This is a genomic window from Blastomonas sp. AAP53 (assembly GCF_000331245.1).
Taxonomy (GTDB): domain Bacteria; phylum Pseudomonadota; class Alphaproteobacteria; order Sphingomonadales; family Sphingomonadaceae; genus Blastomonas.
Genome location: NZ_ANFZ01000006.1, coordinates 334516 through 352292, shown reverse-complemented (window position 1 = coordinate 352292; position 17777 = coordinate 334516). Strand labels below are relative to the sequence as shown.

The window sequence follows — 17777 nt, the reverse complement described above, 5'->3', positions numbered from 1 at the left end:
CGCGCGAAACCCTCACAGCCGGTACGCCTTCTTCGCCAGCGTATAGGAAAGGTCGTGTGCCAGTTCAGCGGCCTCCCATTCCTCCATCCGGTGCTCTGCCACCAGGGTCGCCAGAAAGCCGCAATCGATCCGCCGCGCGACATCGTGACGCGCGGGAATGGACAGGAAGGCGCGGGTGTCGTCGTTGAAGCCGACCGTGTTGTAGAAGCCTGCCGTCTCGGTCATCGCATTGCGGAAACGACGCATGCCTTCGGGACTGTCATGGAACCACCAGGCCGGGCCAAGCTTCAAGGCGGGATAATGCCCGGCCAGCGGCGCGAGTTCGCGCGCGTAGACGGTCTCGTCCAGCGTGAACAATATGATCGTCAGGTCCGGGTTGTTGCCATAGCGACCGAGCAAGGGCCGCAATGCGTGGACATAGTCGGTGCGCATCGGCATGTCGGCACCCTTGTCGCGCCCGAAATGCGCGAATACGTGCGGATTGTGGTTGCGCAGCGCGCCGGGATGGATCTGCATCACCAGCCCGTCCTCGACGCTCATCCCGGCCATTTCGGTCAGCATCTGCGCACGGAACAATTCGGCATCCTGCGGCGTGACATCGGGACGGATAACGCGCGCGAACAGCGCCTCGGCTTCGGCCGGAGACAGATCAGCGGTCAACGCGCTGGGGTGACCATGATCGGTCGAGGTCGCGCCATGTTCGGCGAAGAACGCCCGGCGCTTGCGGTGCGCGGCGAGATAGCCGGTCCAGCTGAAAACGTCTTCCCCGGTCAGTTCGGCAAACCGGCCCAGATTGTCGCGGAAACCCTCAAATTCGGGATCGATCACCGGATCGGGACGGTAAGCAGTGAGCACCCGGCCCTTCCATCCGCTTTGGGCAATCGTGCGATGATGCTCCAGTGTATCGAGCGGCGATTCCGTGGTGGTGATCACCTCGATATTGAACCGCTCGAACAAGGCACGCGGGCGAAACGCTGGTGTCGCCAGCGCTTCGGTGATGCGGTCGTAATACAGGTCCGACGTTTCCGGTGTCAGCTGCACATCGATCGCAAAGGCCTGCGCAAACACCCAGTCGAGCCACATGCGCGACGGCGTTCCCCTGAACAGGTGGTAATGTGCCGCCAGAATGCGCCAGGCTTCGCGCGGATCGACCGAGGGTGCGCCCGGCTGAGACACCGGTGTCAGCCCAAGAGATTCGAGCGAAATTCCCTGGCTGTACAGCATGCGGAACACATAATGGTCGGGCTGCAGCAACAGCTCGCTGGCATTGGCAAACGGCGCATCTTCGGCAAACCAGATCGGATCGGTATGGCCGTGCGGGCTGATGATCGGCAAAGCAGCGACCGAATCGTAGAGCGTGCGCGTAATGGCACGAATCTCGGGATCGACGGGGAACAGACGGTCGGGATGCAGATGAAGCGGTCGCATGATGATCCTCTAGCTTGACGACGCGGGCTTGCCGCTCGCGCATGGCAGCGGGCGGCATCTATGGCCGTTTCCGCCATGGCATTCAACCGGAGGCTCAGGAGCAGGGACAATTTTGCCGTACGCTGCAGTTGCGGCAGGCGCGTGCCCCGAAGCCGATCATGCGACCATCGTCCTCGACGGGCTGCAGGCTCCAGCTCGCTGCCATCGCCAGGCCCGAAGGCAGCGCGGTCGAGCTGTCGTTGTGCATGCCGCCGGCATGAGCGTCGCCCGGAATGCAGCCGCCAACGGGGATCGCAGAGGGAGTGGGTGACGCAGATATTGGTCCGGCTGGCGATGATGCCCGCCGTTGAACAGCAATGACAAGAACATGCGCCAACAAGGACACCGGATGTTCTGTGTATTGGCCGAAAAAGGTGCCTTGTTTACATTATGGTAACCATTTTTGTTCATTCGTTACCAAGCTGAGCAAGGCGTTCACCCGGTGGTGCCCGAACGTCTGTGCGAACAGGGGACATGGCATGCCAAACGACTTCGAAACATCGCACGACATCAATGCAGCGCCGGGCGTGCTGGATGTGGATGTCGCTATCATCGGTGCGGGTCCAGCAGGCCTGACTGCAGGCTATCTGCTCACCAAGGCGGGCAAGACCGTTGCGATCATCGAACAGGATGCCACCTATGTCGGCGGCATCAGCCGTACGGTCGAACATGAAGGCTACAGGTTCGACATCGGCGGGCACCGGTTCTTTTCCAAATCGCAGGCGGTCGTCGATCTGTGGAACGAGATTCTGCCCGACGATTTCATCCAGCGCCCGCGCATGAGCCGCATCTATTACGAGGGCAAGTTCTACTCCTATCCGCTGCGCGCCTTCGAGGCGCTGGGCAACCTGGGCATCCTGCGTTCGACCGCCTGCATGACAAGCTATCTGTGGCGGCGCGCCTTCCCGATCAAGGACGTGCGCAGTTTCGAGGACTGGACCACCAACCAGTTCGGCGAAAAACTCTATTCCATCTTCTTCAAGACCTATACCGAGAAGGTGTGGGGCATGCCCTGCAACGAGATGAGCGCCGATTGGGCCGCCCAGCGGATCAAGGGTCTGTCGCTGATGAGCGCGGTGATCGACGGGCTGAAGCGCAGCCTGGGTCTGAACAAGCGGCCCAACGATGGCCAGGCGGTCAAGACCCTGCTCGAGACATTCCGGTATCCGCGGCTGGGTCCGGGCATGATGTGGGATGCCGCGCGCGACAAGATTCTGGCAACCGGCAAGGGCACCGTGCTGATGGGCCATGCGCTGGAACGGCTTGGCAGCGCCGGCCCGGACGGCTGGTCGATGACCGCCCAGGGCCCCGATGGCGTGGTCCAGATTCGCGCCGCACATGCGATCAGCTCCGCCCCGATGCGAGAGCTGGCCAAGCGGCTCCACCCCCTTCCCGCCACCACGCTGGAGGCGAGCAAGCTGCGCTACCGCGACTTCCTCACCGTGGCGCTGATGATCGACAGCGAAGACTTGTTCCCCGACAACTGGATCTACATCCACGACAGCAAGGTGAAGGTCGGCCGGGTGCAGAACTTCCGCTCGTGGTCGCCCGAAATGGTCCCCGACCCCAAGGTCGCCTGTGTCGGCCTGGAATATTTCTGCTTCGAAGGCGATGGTCTGTGGTCGGCGCCCGATGCCGAGCTGATCGAGCTGGCCAAGCGCGAGATGGAGATCCTGGGGCTCGTCGATCCGGCCAAGGTGATCGGCGGCGCCGTGGTTCGGCAGGAAAAGGCCTATCCCGTCTATGACGAGGATTATGCGGCCAATGTCGCTGCGATGCGCCACGAACTGGAAGAGCGCCATCCGACGCTGCACCTTGTGGGCCGCAACGGCATGCACCGCTATAACAACCAGGACCACGCCATGATGACCGCGATGCTCACGGTCGAGAACATCCTGGCAGGACGGCGCGTGTACGACACCTGGTGCGTCAATGAGGATGCCGAGTATCACGAAGCCGGCGACGAGGGGGCGGAAGCTGCCCTGCCGGCACGCGAGATGGCCCAGACGCAGCCATTGAGCGAGGATCAGATCGCAGCCCTGACCAGCCTGCGCGGGGTGCCCGAACGGATATTGGCAGACACCGAGACGCCCGAGCCGCTGCGCAAATCGGCCTGAGACCTCCCGTTGTGGAGCACGCCTTGATCCGTCCGCTCGCCAAGGTATCCGCCAGGGTCAGGGACATTCGTTTCCTGCGCTATCTGGCGGCCAGTGTCGGCGCGCTGGGTATCGACGTTGGCACGTTTCTCGCCTGCCTTGCACTGGGCATGGCAGCGGGCCTTGCCTCGGCCATCGGCTATTCGCTGGGGATCATTGCACACTGGCTGTTCTCTTCGCGCGCGGTATTCCAGGGCAGCCTCGCGGTGACCGGCCGCGCGCGCATGCTGCAGAAACTGCTGTTTGTGGTTTCAACGCTGGCGGGCCTTGCGCTGACCACCCTGATCGTCACGGCGGCTGACCGGGCCGGGTTCGATCCGCGCCCGGCCAAGATGGTGGCCATCGCAGCCAGCTTTCTCCTGACCTATATCGTGCGCTCTCAGATCGTGTTCAAAGACGCCGGCAGATGATCGGCGAACAACGCCAGCGCCTGGGCATGGCCCGCCGGCCCGTGCCGGTGTTCATCCTAGTCTGGCTGGGCGTCGTTGCGATGATGGTCTTGCTGTCGCCGCACATCTTCAAGCACCGCTTTCCGGACGTCGATGATGCGTTGCGGCTGGTGCAGGTGCGCGACTTGATGACCGGGCAGGGGTGGTTCGATCTGCACCAGTACCGGATGACCCCGCCCGACGGCACGCTGATGCACTGGTCGCGACTGGTGGACCTGCCTCTTGCCGGCATGATCCGGCTGCTGGCGCTGTTCATGCCGTTGGCGACGGCCGAATATGCGACAGCGGTTACCGTGCCGCTTTTGCTGCTGCTTGGCACGATGCTGACGGTCGGCAAGCTCGCCCATGAGAAACTGGGCCTGAAGGTAGCTACTCTAGCCTGCGCCATTTTTGCGCTGGCGCCAATGGTTCCCGCGCAATTTCAACCGCTGCGGATCGACCACCATGGCTGGCAGGTGATGACCATCGCCATCGCCATGTGGGGCATCGCCCGGCGCGACGCGGCGCGCGGTGCCATCGTGGCAGGCCTGGCCATGGCAGCAGGGCTGATCATTTCGCTGGAAACGATCTTCATGTCCGCAGGCTTCGCACTGGTGCTGGCTGGACGATGGCTGGCGGATCATGAGCAGCGTCACAATCTGGTGCGTTACCTGCAATCGCTGGCTGGCGGACTGCTGGTGTTGTTCGCGCTGACTCGCGGCTTGCCCGACCTTGCCGCGCATCGGGACGCGATTTCCCCGCCGCATCTGGCGTTTTTCGTGATCATGGCGGCAGGCGCAACCGCACTGGCGATGGTGAGGCAGCCGTCGCGCGCGCTGATGCTGGGCGGGCTGGCTGGCTGCGGCGTCGCCGGACTGGCGGTGATCGGATGGTGGGCCCCCCAGATTCTGGCCCCTCCGTTTGCCGGACTCGATCCGCTGGTGCGCGAATTCTGGTACGAGAATGTCGGCGAAGGGCGGCCCTTGTGGCAGCAGGCCTGGGTCCATGCATCGGCAGAAGCCTTCCAATGCCTGTGCGCCCTGGGCATTGCCATCCATTGTGCGGTTCGCGGCGACCAGGGCTTACGCCGCTGGTGGGGCGAATATGCGGTATTGCTGGCCGTGGCGGTCGTCAGCGGCTTGCTGACGTACCGATCCATCGCCTTTGCCGGGCTGATGGCCACGATCCCCTTCGGATGGTTTGCAGCGCAGATGATCGCACGTTGGCAAAGTGCCCAAGCGCTGCGCCCCAAGCTTCTGGCAGCAGCAGCGCTCTATCTTGTGCTGATGCCATATCCTTTGATGTCGGTTCTCTACAGCGTGCTGGCGACGCCGGAAGAAGACGCGTTGCTGGACGACACCGACATGACCTGTGCCATTCACCGCACCGCCGGGCTGCTCAACCGCCTGCCGACCGGCACGCTGTTTGCACCTCTGGACATCGGTCCCAATCTGCTGCTGGATACCCATCACAGCATCATCGCGTCGGGCCATCACCGCTCAGAGGCGGCAATGCACGATGTGATCGAGGCGTTTACCAGCGATCCCGAGACCGCACGACGCCATATCCTGGCCCACAAGGCGGACTATGTGGTGGCGTGTGTCGATATGCACGAGGTGTTGCTGTACGAGAAAGAGGGCGACCCGCAGTCGCTGGCCGCGCGGCTGGTTTCCGGCAATCCTCCCGACTGGCTGGAACCAATCGCGCTAGGTGGACCGGATGGCTTGCGGGCGTGGCGGGTGCTGCCCCGCCAGCCTGCCAGGACGTTATCGCAACGCTGATCTGCCCGTGAAGACTGGGCCAGCGTCGGGAAGATGAAGGCATTGCCGGCCGATGTCAGCGATCGTCCGGCATCCGGTCAGCGCCATCGCCAGTTCCAGCTCGGCGCGGAGCACGCGGATAGCGTGCGCGACGCCCAGCGCGCCTGCGGTTGCCAGCGCATGCAGGACCGGCCTGCCGATGAGCACCGCTTGAGCCCCCAGCGCCAGCGCGCGCAGCACATCATTGCCGCGGCGCACTCCGCCATCCATCAGCACCGGCACCCATCCTTCGACAGCCTCGACGACGGCGGGCAGCAGGTCGATGCTCGCAGGCACCCCGTCGAGCACCCTGCCGCCATGGTTGGACACGATGATGCCATCGACACCGCACTCCAGCGCAAGCCTGGCATCGTCCGGGTCGGTAATGCCCTTGACGATCACCGGCAGCCGGGTTTGCGTTCGCAGCCAGGCGATGTCATCCCACACCGGCGCATGGTCGATGATCGCGGTGCCGAACAGCGAGGCGCTGGACGGGGCCTCGGCGGGCGGCAGCTGCATCCCGGCAAGGTTCACCGGGCGCACTTGCGGCGGCAGCACGAACCCGGCGCGCGCCTCTGCATTGCGCAGGCCGTTGACCGGGGCGTCGACCGTCACCACCAAAGCGCGATAGCCTGCTGCCTCTGCCCGCTGGATCAGCGCGCGCGTGAAAGCGCGGTCGGGCTGGATATAGAGCTGGAACCACAAGGGTGCGGTGGCTGATGCTGCAATATCCTCGATCGGCTGGCTTGCCTGCGTGCTGACCACCATGCAGGTACCGGTCGCACCCGCGGCCAGCGCGGTTGCGCTCTCGCCATCGCTGTGGGCCAGGCTGTGATAGGCGGTGGGGGCCAGCATGATGGGAGCCTCAAGCTCCAGCCCCAGCAGATGCGTCGCCGTCGATCCTTCCCGCATGCTGCGCAGCACCCGGCTGCGCAACGGCAGCCGCGCGAACGCGGCGATGTTTTCGCGCATCGTCCATTCATCGCCCGCTCCGGCGTTGAGATACGCCCAGGCGGCAGGCGCGACCCGCGCCCGGCCAAACGCTTCGTAATCGCTCAGCGACGCGAGATCGGGCGGAATATGGTCAAGCGGCGGCAGCATCGGCACCCACCATCTCTGCAAGACCAGGGCTGAGCCACTCGCTGCCATCGCGCGCCACGATCCGCGCGATCAGGCGCTGCTTGCGCGCCATCTGCTGCGCGGAGGCGTCATCCAGCACACTGAGCGCTGTCGCCCAGGCATCGGCGATCATGCAGCGGCTGTGCAGCACCGTGACCGCCGTGGACTGGTGCATGGCGGGCCAGCCGGTGCGCGGATCGATGGTGTGGCCGCCGCGCAGATAATCGCCCGAGGTTGCCACCGAAAGCTGGTGCAACGCAACGCGCAGCGGCGGCAGCTGCACACCGGTCGGATTTTCGATATCGACCCACCACGGATCGCCATCGGGGCGAAGGCCACGCCCGGTGCACTCCCCGCCAATTTCGACCAGCGCATGATAGACGCCCTGCCCCGCCAGCGTGTCTGCGACGGCGTCGGCAGCAAAGCCCTTGGCAATGCCGGAGAGATCCAGCCACACGCCGCCGGGCTGGCGCAGCGTGCGACTGCGTTCGTCAAACGCGAGCCGCTGCCACCCGACATGGCTTAAAGTCTCGTCGATCTGGCGCTGACCCGGATCGATGGTCATCTGCCGCGGGCCCAGGCCCCATAGATCGGTGATCCGCCCCAGCGCTGGATCGAACGCACCGCCCGATGCTGATGCAATGTCGAGCGCTACCGCCATCACGGCGGCAAAATCTTCAGAAAGAGCCACCTGAGCCCCCCCATCGGCATGGTTGAACCGCGATAGAAGCGAGCCCGGCTCCCAGTGGCTCATGTCGGCGACGATGGCATCGAGCCGCGCCTGCACCAATGCCTGCAACTGCTGCACATCGAGCCCTGCCGACTGCGGCACGGCGGCGCGCACATGCCAGCGCGTTCCCATCGTCTCGCCTGCCAGATGCACGACCGGCGCGCTGGGATCAAAGCTGCGAAAGGCCGCCAGATCGACGGCCTCCGGCACTGCGATCCGCAGCGCCGGACAGGCCTGTGTCATGGCGCGAGCACTTCCAGCGTTGCGGTGTAGCTCATCCGGCGCTTGCTCGCCTTGGGGTTGCCGGGCTTGGCATCGGTCAGGCTGGCGTTCAGCCAGTACATGCCCGCCATCGGCCATTGCACGGTCACCATGCCCTGGTCGTCGGTCTTGAGCTTCTGGGTTCCGTCACTCTCGCGGTAGCGGCGGCCACCGGGGATCACCTCGACCTCCAGCCCGGCAGCGGGCTGGCCATCGACCAGAAAGCGGAACTGGCCGGGTTCATTGGAAACCAGATCGGTGGGCAGCGTCACGGGAACGAACTCCAGTCCCCTGCCGGTCGGCTTGAACAGCGCGTCGCTCGGCTCGCCTGCGCTGACGAAGAACTCGTTGCGACCCACGGTTTCGGTAAGATCGAGATCGGTGGCATTCGCCGGGATGTCGTCCACGCTGGCGACGATATGGCTGGGGTCGATCTGCGGCCTGCCGCCGGGCGCACCCGGGCCCATCGCTGCAGCGGGACCAGGCCGGCCCGCACCAGCACCACCTGCCCGGGCACCACCTGCTGCCCCCGGACCACCGGCTGGCGGACCCCGCCTGCGGCCAACCATCCACGGCTCGCCGTCCACCTTGAAGCTGCCGGATATACCGCCATTTTCCATGCCGATGCGCCAGGTGCCGGGCTTGTCGATCTTGACGTCGAAGGTAGAGCGATACTTGCTCCGCGCCGCATTCTCGATGGCCCCCATCGATCCATCAGGCGCCCAGACCTTCACGCCCTCTACGCTAAGCGCATTGTGGTTAGGCTCGAACGGGGCCGTCGATGCGCCTGCATCCACGGTGACGCTTTGCTGCGTATCGGAGAGCACCGTGGTCGAGGGCAGCAGCCACTGGTTGTGCGCAAAAGCAGGCACGGTCAGACCAAGGGCAGCAGTGGTGAAGAACAGGGACTTGGCGATCATGGCACAGCCTTTCTGACAGGAAATCAACGGGATTTGACGACGATGGCGCCCAGCTCGGTCTTGCCGGCGGCCTTGGCGGACCCCGCAGGAACGGTGAGCGGCATCGACACGAGTTCGCGCCCGCCATCTTCACGCGCCGCCTCGACGAACAGCGTGTAGCTGCCGGGTTTGACATTGGCGGGGATGGCGATGCGGTGCGCGCCGGGAGCGCGGGTCGCGCCGCTGACGCCATCGGCGGGCAGCTTCAGGCTGCGGCCGCCCTTGCGCCACCAGGTGCGCAGATCGGCCAGCCATTTGGTACCCGGCTCGTTGCCGCGCTTGGCGACATCATACCACACTGCCAGCGTGCGCGCCGGACCGCCTGCCTTGGGTTCGATCCACACCGCGACATAGGGCACATGATATTCCGCAACGGCGATGCGCGGGATGGTGACGGTCACGGTCCCGGCAGATGCGGGCGCCGCAATCACGCTGACCGCGATGGCAAGGCTCTTTTTCACGTTCGGTAGCTCCTCGACTGATCTGTCAGAAATGCATGAAAAGCAGGATGATGGCCGCAGGCACCACAACCCCCAGCCCGACCAGGGGCCAGGTTGACGGGCGGTTGCGGGCATGCAGCTGCAGCAGCAGCAGGCCGGTGAAGGTGAAGATGATGCAGGCCACCGCCAGCACATCGATCAGCCAGAACCACGCCGCGCCGGTGTTGCGCCCCTTGTGCAGATCGTTGAAAAACGAGACCCAGCCCCGGTCGGTCTTTTCCGCCTCGATCGCCCCGGTGGCGCGGTCAATGCTGACCCAGGCGTCGCTGCCGGGGCCGGGCACTGCGACATAGACCTCGTCCTCGCTCCATTCGGCTGCGACAGCGCCGGTATCGACGCCCACCAGAGCTTCCACTTCGGCGCGCACGGCATCGGGCAGCGGCGTATTGTCTGCAGGCTCGATACGCGCAAGCAGCCCGGCAACCGATGCCGGCAGCACGGCGGTCGTGGTCACGATCTGCGGCTTGGCAGAGATTGTCGCTGCGTGATTGAGCGTGATGCCGGTCACCGAGAACACAAACATCGCCGCCAGCGAAATCGCCGCACTGATCCAGTGCCAGCTGTGCAACTGCTTCATCCAGAACTGCTTGGCACGACGCGGCTTGCGAGCACGTGCTGCGTTCTGCGAGGACGTTGCGGCAGGCGCTGCAGTCCGATCGCGAACGGCTGCGACCGAGGCAGCCCCATCGGCCCGCTGGGGCTCACGATGCGACGACATTGGCTGTTGCAGCGACACTGGCACCTCCTGCCCTGCGGCTGAATTCGAGCCGGGCTTCCCTGCCCCACTGCGCAACGGCACCGCTGCTGTCAACGCCATAAACGCAATTGCGAATCATTTTTAATAAAAAGACCAATCGATTGCCTCTCGTGTTGACTCTGAGAATAGTTCGCAATAGCGGAGCGTCCATCGTGTCCACTCACCTCGGGGGAATTTTCCGTGACAACTGCCAAGACTACCCAGCCCTTGCTCGCGCTCAGCTGCGTCAGCGCCATCGCCTTTGCCAGCCCGGCGATGGCCCAAGACGCCGAAGGAGCGGCGCGACTCGGTGGCATGACCGTGTCCGACAGCGCGATCGAGGAGAGCGAAGTGAAGGTTGAGCAGGCCGCCTCCCCCAAATACACCGCACCGCTGCTCGACACCCCGCAGACGATCACGGTGATCTCGTCCAAGAGCATCCAGCAGCAGAACCTGCTGACCCTGCGCGAAGTGTTGCAGAACGTGCCCGGCGTTACCTTTGGCGCGGGCGAAGGCGGCTTTGGCTATGGTGACCGCATCATCCTGCGCGGCCAGGATGCCAAGAACGACGTCACCATCGACGGTGTGCGCAGCAGCGCCTTCCAGAACCGCAACGAGACGTACAATATCGAGCAGGTCGAGGTCACAAACGGTGCCAATTCGGTCTATAGCGGTGGCGGATCCGTTGCAGGCAACATCAACCTTGTGACCAAGAAGCCGCTTGGCACCAACCAGAGCGTCATCAACGGCGGCATCGGCACCGACAACTACTATCGCGGCACCGTCGACATCAATCAGCGCGTATCGGACCTGATCGCGGTGCGCCTCAACGCGGTCTATCATGAAAACGACGTTCCGGGCCGTGATGTCGAGTTCTACAAGCGCTGGGGCGTTGCACCTGCGATCACCATCGGCATCGACAGCCCGACCAATCTGACGCTGCAATACGAACATCTCGATGACAAGGCGATGCCGCAATATGGCCTGCGCTATTACGCCAATCTCGGCGGTTTCCTCGATGATTTCGATCGCGAAGGCTATTACGGCTTTGCCAACCTGGATCGGCAGAATTCCAAGACCAATGCGCTGCAGGCGATTTTCAGCCACCAGCTGAGCGACAGTTTATCGGTACGCAACCTCACCCGCTATGAGCGCATCACCCAGGATACCGTCACCAGCCAGCCGACGGGCACCTTCTGCCTGGCCTCGACCGGACGCCAGCCTGGCAATTTCGCCGTACCGTCTGTCGAGGCCGCGTGCCCTGCCACCATCCCTGCGGGCTATTACCTGCCCACCGGCGGTCGCGGCGTGCAGCGCCTGATCACCAACGACACCTTCTACAACCAGCTGGACCTCACCGCCGAATTCACGACCGGGGGCATCGAGCACTCGCTGGTGGTTGGTGCATCCTATCTGCAGGAAGACTATCGCCAGACCAGCGGAGCGCTGCCGCGCAACGCCGATGGTACCACGCCTGCCTTCGCGCTCGTCAACATCGCCAATCCCGGTGAGGTGGTCCAGGGGCCGGCAGGCTTCGTCTATGGCAGCAATATCTATACCGGCCCTGTAAACTTTATCCTGGGCAGCAGGAATCGTGGCGATCGCCGTGTTATCGCAGGATATCTGTTCGACACGATCAAGTTCAGCGACATGTTCGAGATCAACGGCGGCCTTCGCTATGAGAACGCGCGCGGATCGAACAGCACGATTTCCTATGTGACGACCGGCGCCACGTTGGGGCAGGTCAACACCGTCTCCGGCCCGTTCGACAACGAGGACAATCTGTTCTCCTACCGCGTCGGCGCCGTGTTCAAGCCCAGCGAGAACACCAGCCTGTATATCGCCACGGGAACCTCCAAGAACCCGTCGCAAGCCGCTGTCGATGGCGCGTGCACGGCCAACAACTGCAACCTCGCTCCCGAAACGACGACCAACTACGAGATCGGCGCCAAGGCGGACCTGTTCGGCAAGCGGCTGCTGGTCAACCTGGCGGCGTTCCGCAACGACCGCGACAGTATCCGGGTCAATTCCAACGACCCGATCTTCCCCGAACAGCGGCTTGACGGGCAGCAGCGGGTGCAGGGCATTTCCTTCGGCGCGTCGGGCAACATCACCGACAACTGGACGATCTCGGCCAACTACATGTATCTCGATTCCAAGGTTCGCCAGGGCGTATCCGACTTCTGCCTGGCCAATCCCGGCGCGACCGGCTGCAACAACTCAGCCGCCTTCCCCGATCCGACCGTCGGTTCGCTGCTGCAGAACACGCCGCGCCATTCGGGCAGCCTGTTCACCACCTACCGGTTCGATTTCGGGCTGGAGCTCGGCTATGGTATCAATCATCAGGGCAAGTTCCTGCTGAACTTGCCGACCGCCGCCGAACGGGCTGCGGGCACCTACACGGCCTACAATGTGCCCAGCTACACCATCCACCGCCTGATGGTATCCTATCCCGTCACCGAACGCCTGCTGGCGCAGGTCAACGTGCAGAACTTCACCAACGAGAAATATGTCACCACCGTGCGCAACGCGCTGGGCGGAAGCTGGGCGCAGCCTGGCCTCGACCGCCAGGCGGTGTTCAGCCTGAGTTACACCTTCTGATCCACCGCAAGGCTGCCCGGTTAAAGGCCGGGCAGCCTTGCTGAACATCAGACCGGATTGGCACTAGCGACACAACGCTATTGAGTATATTGCGAGTCAGTTGCGATAAATACTCTGACAACGACTCGCAAATGGGGCGATATGGTGCTGGAATTCGACAGTCTCTCTTCGGCGATGGCGCATGGCAGCTGCAGCGCGTCCGCGTATACAGCAGAGCCTGAGCCTGCGCCTTCCCCTTCACGAACCGCCTCGACCCACGCAACAGCAGGCCGCTATGGCGAAGGCGGAAAGTCACGCCTCCCTGCCATCGTGCTGGCGATCGGCATCCATCTGGCGCTGGCGCCTGCCTTGCTCAGCCTGGGATACCAGGCAGTCAAGCGGCACGACGCCAGCCTCACAGCCATCAACCTCAGCCCGCCGCCGCCCCCGCCGCCTTCCCCACCCGCAGAGCCGAAGGCGCAGACCTTGCAAACCACGGTAGAGCCCGCGCAGGTCACCATCACATCACAGATCCCCAAACCGGTCATCGCGATGGTGCCGACGTCGCTGCCGCAGGTTCCGGCGATGTCGATCGCCGCTCCCCCGGCGGCCGTCGCTGCCCCAGCCCCTGCCCCGCCTGCTGCACCGCCCACCGTGACCGCCGACGCGCTGGGCACACGGATGATCTCTGGCAGCCCGCCACGCTATCCGGTCGAAAGCCGGCGCAAGAAAGAACAGGGCATCGTGGAACTGCTGCTCATATTGGGCACCGATGGTCGCGTTGAAAGCATATCGGTCGCCCGAAGCAGCGGGTTTGCGCGGCTTGACGATGCCGCCTTGAGCGCCGTCCGGCGCTGGCGCTGGGCCCCGACCGTGCGCGATGGCGGCCCGGTCAAGGTCAAGGGCGTCGTTGAAATTCCCTTCGTGCTGACCAACGGTTGAGGCGCCAGCATGCTCCTGCCCATTCCAGGCCTGCTGACGCAGGATGAAGTTCAGCAGCTGCGCGCGATCATCGACGGTGCAGACTGGATCGATGGCAATGCGACCAGCGGCCATCAGGCGCGGCTGGTGAAGGACAATCTGCAACTGCCCGAAAACGGCGAGGCTGCGCAGCACGCGCGCCAAGTCGTGCTGACGGCGCTGGGTCGCCATCCGGCATTCATCTCCGCAGCGTTGCCCGCCAGGATCTATCCGCCGATGTTCAACAGCTACGCCGGTGGCCAGAATTACGGGCTGCACGTCGACAATGCCGTGCGCGTGCTGCCCGATGGCGGCGGCTCGGTTCGCGCAGACCTGTCAATGACGGTATTTCTGGAAGATCCTGCAGCGTATGACGGTGGAGACCTCACGATCGAGACCGCCTTTGGTGTGCAGCGGGTGAAGCTGCCCGCCGGGGATGCGGTGCTCTATCCGTCAAGCTCGCTGCACAGGGTCGAACCGGTCACGCGCGGACGGAGGCTCGCAAGCTTCCTGTGGGTGCAATCCATGGTGCGGGATGAACGCGCGAGATCGTCGCTGTTCGATCTCGACCAGTCGATCCAGCAGCTTTCCACCGAACTGGATCAGGGCCATCCCGCGCTGGTCCGGCTGACCGGCGTCTATCACAACCTGCTGCGCCGCTGGGCAGACGGCTGAACCTGGACGACGCGTTGCGGTTACTCGCTGCGCAAGGCCTCGATCGGCGACAGCCGCGATGCCCGGATGGCGGGGTAACCGCCGAAGGCCAGTCCGATCACCGCAGAAAACGCAATCGCCATCAGCGCGGTATCCCAGCCAATCGGTGCCGGAAAGTCCGCGACCTGCTGGAAGATCGCGGCTGCGAGCATCGCCAGCATCAGGCCGATCGCGCCACCGATGATGCACAGCACTGCTGCTTCGACCAGAAACTGGTTGCGGATATCGCGGCGCTTGGCCCCCAGCGCCATGCGCAATCCGATTTCCCGCGTCCGTTCGGTCACGCTGACCAGCATGATGTTCATGATACCGATGCCGCCCACCAGCAACGAGATTGAGGCAATCGCCACCAGCACCGCCTGGAAGATCTGGGTCACTTGCCCCGATGTCTCGGCGATTTCCTTGGTGGTGCGCACGGTGAACGGCGTGATCTTGCCCTTGGACACGCGGTAGCGCGCGCGCAACAGGCTCTTGATCTCGCGGTCCCCGGCGACCAGAGCCTCCTCGTCTTCAAAGCCGACAAACAGCAAGGTGACATCATCCGGCCCCTGCGCAGGCCCGGTGGACAGCCGCTGACGCAAGGTCGAGATCGGCATGATGATCTGGTCGTCATTGTCGGTGCCCAGATTGCTGCCCTTGCTTTCGAGCAAGCCGATGACGGTGAACGGCACGCGGTTGATGCGGACAGTCTCGCCGATGGGATTGATGTCGACGAACAGCTTGTCGGCCACAGTCTGGCCGATCACCACCACCCGCGTCGCCGCACCCACATCGCTCTTGGTCAGAAAACGGCCATCTTCAGTGGCAAGATTGGAGATGCTGGCATAATCTTCGGTCGACCCGATCGCCTGGGTGGACGCGCTGCGCCCGCCGGTCACCATCTGCACGCTGGTGCGGATCTGAGGCGCAACCGCGTTGACCCCCGGCACCTGCCGAGCAATCGCGTCTCCATCGCGCTCGGTCAGCCGGCCGCGGTCACCAGGCCGGGGCGGCCCATTGGCGCGTTCCGGCTCGGGCACCACGATCGCCATGTTGGACCCCAGCGTCGCGATCTGCTGGGTCACCGAAACCTGTGCCCCGTTGCCCACCGCCACCGCGAGAATCACCGAGAACACCCCGATCATCACGCCCAAGGTGGTGAGGATCGAGCGCAACAGGTTGGTGCGCAGCGCCGTGATCGCAATCGCGATATTGACACCCCAGCCGGCCAGCGCGCTCAGCAGTTCGCTCATGCGGCCGTCGCCCGGCGGCGCGACGTGACCGGCGCGTCCTCGATCACCTGCCCATCGCGGAACACGATCCGCCGCTCGGCATATTCGGCGATGTCGGGTTCATGGGTGACGATGACCAATGTGATGCCCTCATCGTTGAGCTTCTGGAAAATCCCCATGATGTCGAGCGACGTCTGCGAATCGAGCGCGCCTGTCGGTTCGTCGGCGAGCAGGATCAGCGGATCGGTCACCAGCGCGCGGGCGATCGCGACCCGCTGCTGCTGCCCGCCCGACAGCTTGGCCGGGGTGTTCTGCATCCGGTTGGCCAGCCCCATCGCCTCAAGCTTGGCCTGTGCGCGCTCCCGCCGCTCGGCCGCGCGCACCCCTGCATAGATCAGCGGCACCGCGACATTGTCGAGCGCGCTGGTGCGGGCGAGCAGATTGAACTGCTGGAAGACGAAGCCGATCTTGCGGTTGCGGATATCGGCCAGCGCATCGCTGTCGAGCGTCTTGGTGTCGATGCCGTCGAGCAACAAGGTGCCCGACGTCGGCACGTCCAGGCAGCCGATCATGTTCATGAAGGTGGATTTGCCAGAGCCACTCGTCCCCATGATCGCGACAAACTCGCCGCGCTGGATGCGCAACGACACGCGATTGACGGCGTGCACCAGCTCGCCGCCGATCACATAATCCTTGACCAGATCATGCGTTTCAAGAAGCGGCGCTGTCATCGTCATCCGTATCGTCGGTCTCTGCCTTGGGCTTGAGCGACTTGGTGCGCACCAGCACCTTGTCGCCCGCTTTGATGCCGGACAGGATCTCGGTATATTCGTCGCCTTCCAGGCCGACCTTCACGCGCTTCCTGACCGGCTTGTAGGCATCGGCGCCCGCAACGAACAGCGTCTGGCGCGGCGCTTCCTTCCTGCCGGGGGTTGCAGGCTGCTCCTCGACAGGCGGGCCCCGGTCTGCCGCCTTCGGGCGGAACCGCAGCGCATTGGTGGGGACGCGCAAGGCGTTCTTCTTGGCCCCGGTGATGATCTCGACATTGGCGGTCATGCCGGGCAGCAGCTTGCCGTCCAGATTGTCGACATCGATGATCACCAGATAGCTTACCACATTCTGGGTTTCGACAGGCGCCTTGCGGACCTGGCGGACCTTCGCGCGGAACACGTCGTCGGGATAGCTGTCGACGGTGAAGGTCACATTCTGGCCCTCGACAATCTGGCCGATATCGGCCTCGTCGACCGAGGCCTCGACTTGCATCTTGGTGGTGTCGGCTGCGATCTCGAACAGGTTCGGCGTCTGGAAGCTGGCGGCTACCGTGGTTCCCGGCTCGACCAGCTTGTCGATGATCACACCGCTGGCCGGCGCGATGATCAACGTCCTGTTGAGATCCAGCCGTGCCGACGACAGCTCCGCAGTCGCCTGGCGGATCTGCGCATTGCCGCTTTGCGTCTGCGCCAGCGCAACATCGAGCGCGTTGCGCGCGCTGTTCAGCCGGGTCTGTGCCGTATCGAGATTGGCCTTCGAGACAAAGCCGCGCTCTGCCAGCGCGCTCTGCCGTGCAAAATCGCGCTCCTGGATTTCCAGCTCAGCGCGCGCCCGCTCGACATTCGCGCGGGTCTGCTGCAAACCTGCGCCAGCCAGCGCGACCTGGGCCTCGGTCTGCTGCACGCGTGCGCGAACGCGGGTCGGATCGATTTCGGCCAGGACCTGTCCGGCCTTCACAGGTGAATTGAAATCGACATAGACCTTGGTGACCTGCCCCGACACCTCGGTGCCGACCTTGATGGTGTTGAGCGCGCGCACCTTGCCGCTCGCCGAGACAACGCGGAGCACCTCTCCGCGAGACACCGTTTCGCCGATATACTCGTAATCATGCGGCGTTGGACGGATGATCCGATAGACCACGAACAGCAGGACCAGCACTATCAGCGCGGTCCAAATCTTGTGGCGTTTCACCCAAGAACTCAATTTCGTCAGCATATTGACTCGCCCAATCCCCGGCCCTCGTTGCTGACCTATATTGATAGGTGAAGCGAATGGCTACCTGTCATCCTGTTGCAGTATTGCAAACAGCATCGCCCAGCTCCGCCCGCATCAAACGACCGGCGTCCGTCCGCCGCATCCAGCATGCCCTGTACCGGTGGCCACCTG

16 protein-coding genes are annotated in these 17777 nt (G+C 64.0%); 6 read left to right on the top strand and 10 right to left on the bottom strand.

Features of this window, described 5'->3' with window-relative positions:
- Positions 1–12: 12 nt before the first annotated feature.
- A complete protein-coding gene (gene uxaC, locus D618_RS0104660) occupies positions 13–1431 on the bottom strand; it encodes a glucuronate isomerase (protein WP_202949936.1) in 1419 nt (472 codons plus the stop codon).
- A 91-nt stretch (positions 1432–1522) separates the two neighbouring features.
- Positions 1523–1675 (bottom strand): hypothetical protein, encoded by a 153-nt coding sequence (locus D618_RS19825; RefSeq protein WP_017670332.1) that lies wholly within the window; start codon positions 1673–1675, stop codon positions 1523–1525.
- 271 nt (positions 1676–1946) lie between these two features.
- Here D618_RS19825 and D618_RS0104650 point away from each other — a divergent pair, with 271 nt between their 5' ends.
- The 3 genes from D618_RS0104650 to D618_RS17675 are packed head-to-tail and all read left to right on the top strand — an operon-like array spanning position 1947 to position 5832.
- Positions 1947–3584 carry an NAD(P)/FAD-dependent oxidoreductase gene (locus D618_RS0104650; protein WP_017670331.1) on the top strand — a complete coding sequence of 546 codons (1638 nt, stop codon included), beginning with the start codon at positions 1947–1949 and terminating at the stop codon, positions 3582–3584.
- A 23-nt stretch (positions 3585–3607) separates the two neighbouring features.
- Positions 3608–4033, top strand: coding sequence for a GtrA family protein (locus D618_RS0104645; RefSeq protein ID WP_017670330.1), 426 nt, complete (start codon positions 3608–3610; stop codon positions 4031–4033).
- Positions 4030–5832, top strand: a complete 1803-nt coding sequence (locus D618_RS17675; protein ID WP_017670329.1) for a hypothetical protein — start codon at positions 4030–4032, stop codon at positions 5830–5832. Before D618_RS0104645 ends, D618_RS17675 begins: the two co-directional genes overlap by 4 nt.
- On the opposite strand, the gene D618_RS17670 is transcribed toward D618_RS17675, so the two are convergent.
- Genes D618_RS17670 through D618_RS0104615 form a run of 5 tightly spaced genes read right to left on the bottom strand, consistent with a single transcriptional unit; the run spans position 5818 to position 10137 of the window.
- A complete protein-coding gene (locus tag D618_RS17670; protein WP_017670328.1) occupies positions 5818–6951 on the bottom strand; it encodes an alpha-hydroxy acid oxidase in 1134 nt (377 codons plus the stop codon). The genes D618_RS17675 and D618_RS17670 overlap by 15 nt on opposite strands.
- Entirely contained in the window at positions 6935–7942 is a 1008-nt protein-coding gene (locus tag D618_RS0104630; protein ID WP_017670327.1) for an FAD:protein FMN transferase, read from the bottom strand. The genes D618_RS17670 and D618_RS0104630 overlap by 17 nt, the downstream gene beginning before the upstream one ends.
- Positions 7939–8880 (bottom strand): DUF4198 domain-containing protein, encoded by a 942-nt coding sequence (locus D618_RS0104625; protein WP_017670326.1) that lies wholly within the window; start codon positions 8878–8880, stop codon positions 7939–7941. Before D618_RS0104625 ends, D618_RS0104630 begins: the two co-directional genes overlap by 4 nt.
- 23 nt (positions 8881–8903) lie before the next feature.
- On the bottom strand, positions 8904–9380 hold the full coding sequence (locus D618_RS0104620; RefSeq protein WP_017670325.1) for a DUF2271 domain-containing protein: 477 nt from the start codon (positions 9378–9380) through the stop codon (positions 8904–8906).
- Positions 9381–9405: 25 nt separating this feature from the next.
- Entirely contained in the window at positions 9406–10137 is a 732-nt protein-coding gene (locus tag D618_RS0104615) for a PepSY-associated TM helix domain-containing protein (RefSeq protein WP_081590410.1), read from the bottom strand.
- A 219-nt stretch (positions 10138–10356) separates the two neighbouring features.
- Between D618_RS0104615 and D618_RS0104610 the strand changes: the two genes are divergently transcribed.
- The 3 genes from D618_RS0104610 (at position 10357) to D618_RS0104600 (ending at position 14370) form a co-directional block, all read left to right on the top strand.
- On the top strand, positions 10357–12756 hold the full coding sequence (locus D618_RS0104610; protein ID WP_026091289.1) for a TonB-dependent receptor: 2400 nt from the start codon (positions 10357–10359) through the stop codon (positions 12754–12756).
- Positions 12757–12897: 141 nt separating this feature from the next.
- On the top strand, positions 12898–13677 hold the full coding sequence (locus D618_RS17665; protein ID WP_017670322.1) for an energy transducer TonB: 780 nt from the start codon (positions 12898–12900) through the stop codon (positions 13675–13677).
- 9 nt (positions 13678–13686) lie between these two features.
- Positions 13687–14370, top strand: a complete 684-nt coding sequence (locus D618_RS0104600; RefSeq protein WP_017670321.1) for a Fe2+-dependent dioxygenase — start codon at positions 13687–13689, stop codon at positions 14368–14370.
- Positions 14371–14390: 20 nt separating this feature from the next.
- On the opposite strand, the gene D618_RS0104595 is transcribed toward D618_RS0104600, so the two are convergent.
- Genes D618_RS0104595 through D618_RS17660 form a run of 3 tightly spaced genes read right to left on the bottom strand, consistent with a single transcriptional unit; the run spans position 14391 to position 17582 of the window.
- Complete coding sequence (locus D618_RS0104595; RefSeq protein ID WP_017670320.1) at positions 14391–15641, bottom strand: ABC transporter permease; 1251 nt, start codon at positions 15639–15641, stop codon at positions 14391–14393.
- Positions 15638–16351, bottom strand: a complete 714-nt coding sequence (locus tag D618_RS0104590; RefSeq protein ID WP_017670319.1) for an ABC transporter ATP-binding protein — start codon at positions 16349–16351, stop codon at positions 15638–15640. Before D618_RS0104590 ends, D618_RS0104595 begins: the two co-directional genes overlap by 4 nt.
- Complete coding sequence (locus D618_RS17660) at positions 16332–17582, bottom strand: efflux RND transporter periplasmic adaptor subunit (protein WP_017670318.1); 1251 nt, start codon at positions 17580–17582, stop codon at positions 16332–16334. Before D618_RS17660 ends, D618_RS0104590 begins: the two co-directional genes overlap by 20 nt.
- Between the last annotated feature and the right edge of the window lie 195 nt (positions 17583–17777).

Excerpts from the sequence above, each read along its gene's own strand:
- D618_RS19825 (WP_017670332.1), bottom strand. The coding sequence starts at position 1,675 with ATGCACAACGACAGCTCGACCGCGCTGCCTTCGGGCCTGGCGATGGCA.
- D618_RS0104650 (WP_017670331.1), top strand. The coding sequence starts at position 1,947 with ATGCCAAACGACTTCGAAACATCGCACGACATCAATGCAGCGCCGGGC.
- D618_RS17675 (WP_017670329.1), top strand. The coding sequence starts at position 4,030 with ATGATCGGCGAACAACGCCAGCGCCTGGGCATGGCCCGCCGGCCCGTG.
- D618_RS17670 (WP_017670328.1), bottom strand. The coding sequence starts at position 6,951 with ATGCTGCCGCCGCTTGACCATATTCCGCCCGATCTCGCGTCGCTGAGC.
- D618_RS0104630 (WP_017670327.1), bottom strand. The coding sequence starts at position 7,942 with ATGACACAGGCCTGTCCGGCGCTGCGGATCGCAGTGCCGGAGGCCGTC.
- D618_RS0104625 (WP_017670326.1), bottom strand. The coding sequence starts at position 8,880 with ATGATCGCCAAGTCCCTGTTCTTCACCACTGCTGCCCTTGGTCTGACC.
- D618_RS0104615 (WP_081590410.1), bottom strand. The coding sequence starts at position 10,137 with ATGTCGTCGCATCGTGAGCCCCAGCGGGCCGATGGGGCTGCCTCGGTC.
- D618_RS17665 (WP_017670322.1), top strand. The coding sequence starts at position 12,898 with ATGGTGCTGGAATTCGACAGTCTCTCTTCGGCGATGGCGCATGGCAGC.
- D618_RS0104600 (WP_017670321.1), top strand. The coding sequence starts at position 13,687 with ATGCTCCTGCCCATTCCAGGCCTGCTGACGCAGGATGAAGTTCAGCAG.
- D618_RS0104595 (WP_017670320.1), bottom strand. The coding sequence starts at position 15,641 with ATGAGCGAACTGCTGAGCGCGCTGGCCGGCTGGGGTGTCAATATCGCG.
- D618_RS0104590 (WP_017670319.1), bottom strand. The coding sequence starts at position 16,351 with ATGACAGCGCCGCTTCTTGAAACGCATGATCTGGTCAAGGATTATGTG.